The 10,281-nt window shown below is 66.1% G+C and carries 5 protein-coding genes; all 5 read right to left on the reverse strand.

All coding sequences use genetic code 11. The annotated features are described in order from the left end of the window. Positions 1-44: 44 nt before the first annotated feature. Positions 45-3,485, reverse strand: a complete 3,441-nt coding sequence (locus EB084_12025) for a pyruvate carboxylase (protein NDD28982.1) — start codon at positions 3,483-3,485, stop codon at positions 45-47. A gap of 25 nt (positions 3,486-3,510) precedes the next feature. Further along, positions 3,511-4,359 (reverse strand): methyltransferase domain-containing protein, encoded by an 849-nt coding sequence (locus tag EB084_12030; protein NDD28983.1) that lies wholly within the window; start codon positions 4,357-4,359, stop codon positions 3,511-3,513. Next, complete coding sequence (locus EB084_12035) at positions 4,356-5,561, reverse strand: hypothetical protein (GenBank protein ID NDD28984.1); 1,206 nt, start codon at positions 5,559-5,561, stop codon at positions 4,356-4,358. Before EB084_12035 ends, EB084_12030 begins: the two co-directional genes overlap by 4 nt. A gap of 7 nt (positions 5,562-5,568) precedes the next feature. Beyond that, positions 5,569-7,014 (reverse strand): hypothetical protein, encoded by a 1,446-nt coding sequence (locus EB084_12040; protein NDD28985.1) that lies wholly within the window; start codon positions 7,012-7,014, stop codon positions 5,569-5,571. A 63-nt stretch (positions 7,015-7,077) separates the two neighbouring features. Beyond that, entirely contained in the window at positions 7,078-10,254 is a 3,177-nt protein-coding gene (locus EB084_12045) for a hypothetical protein (GenBank protein ID NDD28986.1), read from the reverse strand. Between the last annotated feature and the right edge of the window lie 27 nt (positions 10,255-10,281).

The raw sequence follows: 10,281 nt of genomic DNA on the forward strand, positions 1-10,281 counted from the left end.
CAGCGGCGCCGCTCGACGCCGATGGGGCGTGAGCGCGCAGTGCGCTACCCCGCGTCGAGAACCAGCACCAGGTCTTTCGCCTCGACGTTGCGCCCCACGTCAATCACGCGCTTCGACACGGTTCCCGCGACAGGCGCGTACACCGTGGTCTGCATCTTCATGGCCTCCATGACGAACAGCGGATCTCCCTTGGCCACCTTCTGCCCCGCCTCGACGTAGATGGCCGTGACGGCTCCTGGGATGGGCGCACCGACCTGGCCCGGCGCGCCCGAATCGGCCTTGATGCGGGCCTCGCCCAGATCCTTGAGCGAGCGGTCGCGAACGGTCACCTCTCGCGGCTGGCCGTTGAGCTCGAAGAACACGATGCGCGTGCCGTCTTGTTGCGGATCGCCCACCGCGAGGAAGCGGATGATGAGAATCTTTCCGGGCTCGAGCTCGACAGTGACCTCTTCGCCCTTCTCGAGGCCATAGAAGAACTGCGGCGTGGGCAGAACCTCGAGGTTGCCGTAGCGCGCCCGCGCCTGGGCGAACTTCACGAACACCTCGGGGTACATGAGCGCGCTCATCAGATCGGTGTTCGACACGTCAGCCTCGACGCGCTGGGCAAAACGGATGCGCTCCGCCTCGAGATCGACAGCCGCCAGGTTCTCGCCTGGACGCCCTTCCATGGGCGCCTTGCCGCGCAGCCCCACCTCGAGCATGCGCTGCGGCCATCCCCCCTCGGGAACCCCCAGCGATCCGTTCAGCATATCGACCAACGAGTTGGGAAGGGTGAGGGTGTGATCGGGCCCCAGTGCCAGCAGGTCAGCAACGGTGAGGTTGTGGCTGACGAGGTAGACGGCGAGATCACCCACCACCTTCGACGAGGGCGTCACCTTCACGATATCGCCCAGGGCGTGGTTCACATCGGCGTACGCGCGCTTGATGTCCGGCCAGCGCGTGCCCAGGCCCATGGCCTTGGCCTGCTCCCAGAGATTGGTGTACTGCCCGCCCGGCATCTGATGCACGTACACCTCGCCCGTGCCCGCGGGGGGCGCGCCATCGAAGGGGGCATACCAGGTGCGCACCGTCTCCCAATAGTCGGCGCAGACGTTGAGGGCGTCGAAGTCGAGGCCCGGATCGCGTTCGGTGCTCTGCAGCGCCGCCACCAGCGAGTTCATGTTGGGCTGACTGGTGGTGCCGCTCATCGAGGCGATGGCGGCGTCGACCGCATGCACGCCCGCGTCGCTGGCCCGCAGCACCGAAGCCGCGTTGATGCCACTGGTGTCGTGGGTGTGGAAGTGGATGGGGAGATCGACCTCGTCACGGAGCACCTGCACGAGGCGCTGTGCCGCATAGGGCCGTAGCAGACCCGCCATGTCCTTGATGCCGAGAATGTGCGCCCCCATCTTCTCGAGCGCCTTGGCCAGGCGCACGTAGTACTTGAGCGTGTACTTCTCCTCGCGCGGATCGAGGATGTCGCCCGTGTAGCAGATGGCCGCTTCGGCCACCTTCCCTGCGTCACGCACGGCCTCGATGGGGATTCGCATGTTGGGGAGCCAGTTGAGCGAGTCGAAGATGCGGAAGATGTCCATGCCGTGCGCCGCGGATTCCTTGATGAACGCCACCACCACGTTGTCCGGATAGGCCGTGTAGCCCACCGCGTTCGACGCCCGCAGCAGCATCTGGAAGCAGATGTTGGGAATGGCCGCGCGCAGCAGGCGCAACCGCTCCCACGGGTCTTCGAGCAGAAAGCGAAGCGCCACGTCGAAGGTGGCGCCGCCCCACATCTCGAGACTGAACAGCGACGGGAGTCGGTGCGACACGTGATTCGCGATGGCGAGCATGTCGTAGGTGCGCACCCGCGTGGCCAGCAGCGACTGGTGGGCGTCGCGGAACGTGGTGTCGGTGAAGAGCAGGGGCTTCTGCTCCTTCATCCAGCGCGCAAAGCCCTCCGGTCCGAGTGCATCGAGCTTCTGCTTCGTTCCTGGGGGCGGCTCGGCGCGCTCGCGCGCAGGCACGGCCGCCGGAACGATGGCGGGCCTGGGCTTGTCGGCCACCTCCGGATTGCCGTTCACGATGACCTCGCCCAGGTAGCTGAGCAGACGGGTGGCGCGATCGCGCAAGGGTTTGTACGTGAACAGCTGCGGCGTCTGGTCGAGGAACGACGTGGTGACCTCGCCCGCCAGGAACTGGGGGTGGTTCACCACGTTCTGCAAGAACTGGATGTTCGTCTTCACCCCGCGGATGCGGAACTCGCGAAGCGCCCGATCCATGCGACGGCAGGCCTGTGAGAAGTCACGTCCCCAGGCCGTGACCTTCACCAGCAGCGAGTCGTAGTAGGGCGTGATGACCGCGCCCCCATACGCCGATGCACCGTCGAGACGAATGCCGAAGCCCGCGGGTGAGCGATAGGTGTGGATCTTGCCGTAGTCGGGAATGAAGCTGCGGGTCGGATCTTCGGTGGTGACGCGGCACTGCAGCGCGAACCCGTGCAGCGGGATCTCGCTCTGCTGCGGCAGGTTGATGACCGGACCGTGCAGCGCATGCCCCTGACTGATGAGGATCTGGGTGGCCACGACGTCGACCCCCGTCACCATCTCGGTGACGGTGTGCTCGACCTGCACCCGCGGATTCACCTCGATGAAGAAGAACTCATCGGTCTCGGCATCGACCAGGAACTCGACCGTGCCCGCGTTCTCGTAGCCCGCAGCTTTCGCCAGGCGCACGGCGGCGTCGCACAGCCCCGCGCGCACAGAGGGCTTGATGCTGAATGCCGGTGCAATCTCGACCACCTTCTGATGACGTCGCTGCACCGAGCAGTCGCGCTCGTGCAGATGCAGAACGTTGCCATCGCGATCGGCGATGATCTGCACCTCGATGTGACGCGCATGCGCGATGTAGCGCTCGAGGAACACGGCGTCATTGCCGAATGCAGCCCCCGCCTCGCGCCGCGCCTCTCGCAGCCGCTCGGGAAGCTCTTCCGGCGTGCGCGCGATGCGCATGCCGCGGCCGCCTCCCCCGAAGGCCGCCTTCACCATGATGGGAAACCCGATCTCCGCCGCCACCGCCATCGCCTCGGCATCATCGGTGACCGGATGCGCGGTGCCCTTGATCACCGGCAGCCCCGCCTTGATGGCCAGGTTGCGCGCCGCGGTCTTGTCACCGAGCAGCTCGAGCAGGTCGGCAGACGGACCGACAAACGTGATGCCCGCGCGCGCGCAGGCTCTCGCAAGCGCGGGGTTCTCCGCCAGGAAGCCGTAGCCGGGATGGATGGCATCGACGCCCTTCTCAGCGGCCATGGCCACGATGCCGTCAACGTCGAGATAGGCCTGCACCGGCCCTTTGCCCTGCCCGACCAGATAGGCCTCGTCGGCTTTGAAGCGGTGGAGGCTGAGACGGTCCTCCTGTGAGAACACGGCGACTGTGCGCAGGCCGAGCTCGTTGGCGGCCCGCAGTATTCGAATGGCGATCTCGCCACGGTTCAGTGCGAGGAGGGTCTTCATGATGGGTCGATCTGCTTTCGGTGTTCTACGGTGCCGGAGACGCCTTCTCGGCATCTACGAACAGAGAGTAGTGATGCCCCCCCGATTCGGCGCTCGCAAACGGACTCACATCATCGATGTCGAGGTCGGTGCAGCGGCTGCGCATGTACTCGCTGCGCGCCACGTTCACGAAGCCCGCCTCCGTCATGAGCGAAGCCAGGGTGGGGTAGTCGTAACCGTACTTGTGCCCCTCGAAGCCCATGTCGAAGCCGTTCGCCCCGGCATACTCGAGGAAGTGCTCGAGGTGCGTCTTGCAGACCTCGGCCCACGGCCAGACGCGCTTGCGCGCCTCGAAGAAGGCGTCGTCGCCACGCGCCCAGGCTTCCATGCAGGCGCCGATGTCCGGCACAACGACGCGCACGTGTCCCCCGGGCTCGAGAACGCGGTGCATCTCCTGCAGCAGCGGCAGCGCCTCGAAGCGGAAGAAGAAGTGCTCGAGAACGTGCGAGGCGTAGACGCAGCACGCCGATTCGTCGGCAAACGGCAGCCCCCAGCGTGCGTTCACCGCAAGCTGGCCTGGGTGGAAGTCGAGATTCACCCAACCGGGGATCTCGTGGGTTCCTCCGCCGAGCTGGACCTTCAGGCCACGAGAACGCGCATCGATGCCCAGCTGGGTGAGCTGCGCGCGAACATATGGCGCGGCCGCCTTTCGCAGGGCGCCGTAGGTGTCATCGAGCAGGCGGGCGGCGGCCGTGAGGTTGCGGCGCACATCGACATCCTTCACCAGGGTGTGATGCGGACCGAATGCGCGCAGATCTCCATCGAGCTCTCGCACCAGGCGCGCGATGAGCTGCAAGGCCGACCTGGGGGTGAGGTCATCTTCCGATTCGGTCATTGACGTGTCTCCTGTGACGCAGCATGCATGAGCAGCCCCTCATCGCAGAGGTGCTGCAACAGGCGCAGCCGATTGCCGAGATCGAGGCTCCCTGGGAGCTCGGCCGCACGAAACGGCTCAGACCGCTCGAGCACGAAGCCGATCACGTCAGATACCTCTGAAGGAAAGGGAAGGCACTTGCCCTGGAACGACACCTCAATCCCGTCGTCGCGCATCCGCGCGACCGCCACCACGAGCGGATTGCGCACCATCGATGCGTCTGCCGTCACCGGAGGAGAATCGCCCGGGAATCGCGGAGCCACGGCAGGGCGGGCCAGCGCGAATCGCTCGTGCGCCGACTCGAATGCGCGCCCCCTCATCTCATCGAGCACGACGCGCATGAGCACATCGGCCTGCGCAGACGCAGTCTCGTGCGAAGCGCCCGTGGGCCCCATGCGAAAGGTCTCACGAAAGCGCGCATCTCGCAGCGAGACATCTTGAAGCGCCATGGCGAACAGATCGCGCCAGGTGAAGCTGATGAGACCGAGGGAGATGTGCAGCGAAGCCTCTCCCTCGACGGCGCGTCCCTCGTGGATCCAGCCGCGGGGGAGATAGAGCAGATCGCCCGGCGCAAGCACCACATCGAGGTGGGGCGAGGCCCCCGTGATGTCGACGCCGCGAAGCATCTCGGTGAAAGGCAGCACCACGGACGGCGCATACACACGCCACGCCTTGCGCCCCGAGATCTGCAAGATGAAGACCTCGTGCACGTCGAAGTGCGCGCCGAACCCCTGATTCCCCGATGGGGTGAAATAGGCGTTGGCCTGGAAGGGCTGACAGAAGAACACCTCGAGGCCCCGGCAGAGACGCGCGATGGCGGGAATGGCGAGGTGAAGCTGGTTGGCCACAATCGTCGCGCCGTTGCGAAAGGCGTCGAGGGCGCGCTGCACCGTCGTGGGGCAGACCTTAGCGTCATCGAGCACGCTGGTGAGGCGCATCAGCTCCGGATCGGTTGTGGTGAGCGCCTCGACGAACTGCGCGCGGGTGATGATGTCATCATACCACGATGCATCGTTTCGCGGCACGTGCAGCGGCGCGCGCTCGAAGTGCTCGTCGATGAAGCGGGCGCACGAGACCGGCAAGAGAAGACGAGCAGCCACCCCGCTGTCGTCACGTGCTGAAGGCGTTCTCACGGCTCGGATCTGCGCTTGCCCTTGTTCGATCTCACGCTCAGCGACGAGGCGCCGCGCTCAGGCGATCAAGGGCGCGCTGGGCAGCGGCCTTCTCGGCGTCAGATGCGCCCGACCCCAGAACGCCCTCGAGCCGAGCGCGCTCCGACGCGGCGAGGGCGGGCAGCTGCTCTTCCGGCGCGGCGAAGGCGGGGTAGGTGGGCGGCAGGCCATACGCATCGAGCAGCGCCACCCGCGTCTCGATCTGCTCTCGGCTCAAGCCGAGATCGGTTCCGAACTTCGTCACGTAGTAGAGATCACGCGCGGGGTCCATCTGCAGCATGGTGGGGCGCACATAGTGCACCTCCCCGGGAAAGGTGGTGAGGTCCCAGAACGCAAGGGTGCGATCGGCCGAGCCTTCCCGCGTGGCGTAATCGCGAACGATGCGACGCAGCAGGCGATCTTCGGCCTTCTGTGAGTCGAGGTAGAGGGTCTGCAGCGGAATGCCCGACTTGCGCAGCGCCCCCACGATCTCAGCGTTCGCCGCGTGGATCGAGTCGATGACCAGGATATCATCAGCGCCGAGGTCGAGGTGCTCCTTGCGCTCGAGGCGCACACCCGTCACTCCCTCGACAGGACGCTTCCATCCGCCTGGCCGCGTTGCCGCGAAATCGTAGACAGGGATGTCGGCCTTGCCGTCGCGCACGAGACGCGCAACATCGCCCGCGAGCTCGTCCATGTGCATGGCCGTGGGATTATCGAAATCGAGGGTTCCGGTCTGGGTTCGCGGATAGCCGGGGTCGTCGACATCGCGGAAGTACATGTCACCGGTGAGCGCCACGATCTTGCGGTCACCGCTGAGCGACTGCAGCTCCTTGATGAGCGACGTCTTTCCCGCGCCGCTCGGGCCGGCCAGCAGCACCGCGACCCGCTGCCCCTGCGGCAGGCCCTTCAGGAAGCCGCCCAGCATCTCGCGCTGGTTCGGCTGACGCCCCTCGGCAATGGCAGCCTGCAAAGAAGCCGCGTCGTGCTCGCCCGGCAGATGCAACGCGTACACCGTGGCGTTCTCGAACTCAGCCAGTGGAACAACCGGGTGGGCTTCTCCCAGATGCGCGCTCGCTGCCTGCTTGATCGCAGGTGAGCTGGCGAGAGCAGAGATGATTGCGTAGACCCCACCCGGCGCGCTCTGGGCGGCCTCAGCCGGCGCGCTTGCCACGAGGAGATCGGTATCCCCCTTGCCGTCGGGCGCCACAGCCACCACCGCGTGCAGCGAGGGCCAGGCTCCAAGACGCGCCGCGAGCTGCTGGGCGATTCCCTGACGCGCCGCCGCCCCGCTTGCCGCAAAAGCAGGCGCGGGAATGATCTCAATCCCATCTCCCGCGCTCGAGGGGGAGAAGCCGTCGCTGCGCCCGAGCGCAGCGACGTCAGCCGCAGACGCTCGCGTGGAGGGCCCGCGATGGGGCGAGGCGGGCGGAAGCGAAGCGCCGATGGATCCCAGTTCGCCCATGTCGGTTCTCCCGTTCTGTCGTATCGAAGGCGCCACACGCGTTTGTGGAGCGCGAGACGAGAATCAGCTCGACGGCTTCGCCTTGGCCAGCGACATCGGAATCATGACGTCAATCGCGAGGTTGCCCTCACACTGGTTCTCTTCAAGGGTGGGCGTGGCCTGCTCGCACACGAAAATGCCGTGCAGCTCGTTCATGTTGCAGCGATTGGCTTTCGCAAGCCCGCCCGCCTGACCGAACCAGCCCACACCGGATTCCTTGTTGGCCTCGCACTCGTTGCCCTCGAGACGAGGGTGCGCGCGCTCTCGAACCGTGATGCCGTACTGGGTGTTCGAGCTCGCTTTGTTCGCGACCGCGGAACCACCGCTCTGGTTCTTGTAGCGGATGCCGTCGCAGCCGTTGTCTGTGCAGCGATTCTGCTCGAGGTGCGGCCGCGCCTCGTCACGCACCTCGATGCCGTTCTCGAGGTTGTAGGTGGAGGTGTTTCCCTTGGCATGGCCGCGGGCGCTTCCCGTGAACACGATGCCGGAGAGCGCATTCTCCTGGAGGGTGTTGCCGTCTATGCTGGGCTGCGCTTTCTGGGCGATCTCGATGCCGTGGTGCGCGTTCTGGAAGAACATGTTGTGCGCCACGCGTCCCTTGGCATTGCCGTCGATGTGCAGCCCCGCCCCCTTGTTGATGTGGCAGCGATTGGCCACGATCTCGGGCGATGCATCGTCGGTGATGCTGATGCCGAAGACCTCGTTGGCCACCATCTCGTTGTCGCGGGCCAGTCCGGCAGACCTCCCGAACCAGGCGATGCCGGAATCGCGGTTGCCGACGCAGCGATTGCTCTCGAGCAGCGGGCTCGACGCGTCATCGAGGTAGATCCCGTACATGTTCGCCTGCAGTTCGTTCTCTCGGGCCACGCCGGACGCGTTCCCGAAGAACGCAAACCCCGAGGCACGGTTGTCGCTGCACGACGACCCTTCGAGAACGGGCTGGGCGTCTTCATCGACGTACGCCCCATAGAGATTCGACAGGAGACGGTTGCGCAGGGCCCGAGCCTGGGTGCGCCCCCGCAGGAGCAGCCCCGCCATCTCGTTCTGCGAGATCTCATTTGCCTCAACCAGGGGAGAGGCGTCTTCGGAGAGGCTCACCCCGCTCTCTCCGTTGGCGTGGATGCGGTTCTGCTTGACCATACCGCCACTCCGGCCGAAGAAGGCCATGCCGCAGCCCTGGTTGCCCTCGCAGACGTTCTCGACGGCGTGCACCGCGCTGGAATCGCTCACGACGATGCCGTGCCCCTGGTTGCGAATGATCTGGTTCGAGCGGCAGTTGCCCGCCGCCTGATCGACGTAGGCGATGCCGGCCTTGCCATTCGCCTCGCAGATGTTCTCCTCAAGCGCGGGACCCGCATGATCAGTGGAGAGCACGCCGTATTCGGCGTTTGAACGACAGGCGTTGGCACGCGCACTCCCTCCCGCGTGGCCTTCGTAGGCGATTCCCGCCCACGCATTGGCCGTGCACGTGTTGGAGTCGAGGATCGGCCCTCCGCGCTCGGTGACGCAGATGCCGTGAAGCTCGTTGGAAGCGCACTCGTTGTACCAGGCCTTGCCTCCGCCGTGATCACAGTAGAGGATGCCCGCGTGCTTGTTCGAGAGACATCGGTTTGCCTCGAGGATGGGCTTGGCGTCGCCTCCCACCAGGATTCCGCAAACGCCATTCTGGATCGCGTCGTTGCCACGCGCGGTGCCCTCTGAGTACCCCTCGAAGACGATGCCCGCGCGACCGTTCTCCACGGCGCGGCTCTCTTCGAGCGTGACGCTGCAGCGGTCGGCCATCGAGAAGCCCGCCTCATTGCGGGCAGCCTCGCAGTCGCGCACCACTGCCTGCGCGCGCCCTGCCAGGCGCAGCCCGGCAGCAGGCACGCTGCCGACAGCCCCCCGAGCGCCCGTGAAGTGACAGCGCTCGAAATGCGCTTCTCCTCCACGCACCTCGACCACGTGCCCGCCCGCCTGACCCTCGCGAGAGAACATGACGCCCTTGATGCGCCAGACTGCCTTGCCCTCGAAGCGCAAGGCAGTCTCAGGACCAGCGTAGACAAGCTGGGTGGCGGTCTCCGACGCGCCGACCAGGGAGACCGAACGCGTGAGGACCAGCGGGGCATCGAGGTTGAACACGCCACCGCCCAGCTGCAGCACATCGCCGTCGGCCGCTCGAGCGATGGCCTCAAGCAGCTCGCGACTGTCGCCCCCGGGCCTTGCCACGATGGTTCCTGGCGCCGCTGCGATTGCGGAGGGCGGGCTGGTGGACTGCGCACTCACCTGCCCGTCGGAGCCCCCGCTGCGGGTCTGCCACCACGAGGTCACACTGATGGGACGCTCCGACCGCTTCATGCGAGTCGCGCTGTTCACCAGCGCTCGCCAGGGTTCAGGAAGATTCCCGGGGGTCCAGTCGTTCTTCTTGAGCAGGCGCTCGAGAGCGCACGGGGCGCGCTCCCCCACCAACATCTCGTAGACCAGCATGCCGAGCTCGAACAGATCGCTGTCGGGCCCCACATCGTCGCCCGCCACCACCTCCGGTGCCGCGTACTGCACGGTGTAGGCCTGCGTGCTCAAGCGGCTGAAGCCCTGGCGAGCGGCGCCGAAGTCAACCAGCACCACGCGACCGCTGTCGTCTACGAGAACGTTCTCCGGCTTTACGTCGAGATGGTAGATCCGACTCTCGTGCACCGCTCCCAGAGCGGCAACGAGCTGCGCGGTGACAGACTCGACCTGGGCGACGGGAAGCGCGAAGTTCGGCGCCTGGTTCAAGACGTCGCGCAAGGTGACGCCATCGACGAGCTCCATGACCAGATAGGCCGTACCCCGCTCGTTGAACATGTCGAACACGCGCACCACATTGGTGTGGCCGAGCTGGGCGAGGCTGCGGCCCTGCGCGACGAAGCGCTGGAGGTTGCGCTCGAAGACCTGCCGCTGATCGGGGGTGGCCGAGACCGAGCTGTCAACGCCGTGGCGGATGGCGTGGTCGCGGGGATAGAACTCCTTGACCGCCACGACCTGATCGAGCGTGAGGTGGCGCGCTTTGTAGGTGATTCCAAAAGCGCCGCGGCCGATGGGATACTCGAGCTTGTAGGTCTCCCGCAGGACCGACCCGTTGGGCAGCATGTCGGACATGAGCGCGCGCAGGGAGACACCGCAGAACGGGCAGGTGTGCGCGGTATCGTTCAGGCCGTCTTTCTGGCAGCTCAAGCATCGCATGGGTCGCTGTGTCGTGCCTCGCGCGTG

This window comes from Pseudomonadota bacterium (assembly GCA_010028905.1).
In the GTDB taxonomy this organism is placed as follows: domain Bacteria; phylum Vulcanimicrobiota; class Xenobia; order RGZZ01; family RGZZ01; genus RGZZ01.

What these genes read in the sequence shown, in the direction of transcription:
- EB084_12025 (NDD28982.1), bottom strand. Translation starts at nt 3,485, where the DNA reads ATGAAGACCCTCCTCGCACTGAACCGTGGCGAGATCGCCATTCGAATA.
- EB084_12030 (NDD28983.1), bottom strand. Translation starts at nt 4,359, where the DNA reads ATGACCGAATCGGAAGATGACCTCACCCCCAGGTCGGCCTTGCAGCTC.
- EB084_12040 (NDD28985.1), bottom strand. Translation starts at nt 7,014, where the DNA reads ATGGGCGAACTGGGATCCATCGGCGCTTCGCTTCCGCCCGCCTCGCCC.
- EB084_12045 (NDD28986.1), bottom strand. Translation starts at nt 10,254, where the DNA reads ATGCGATGCTTGAGCTGCCAGAAAGACGGCCTGAACGATACCGCGCAC.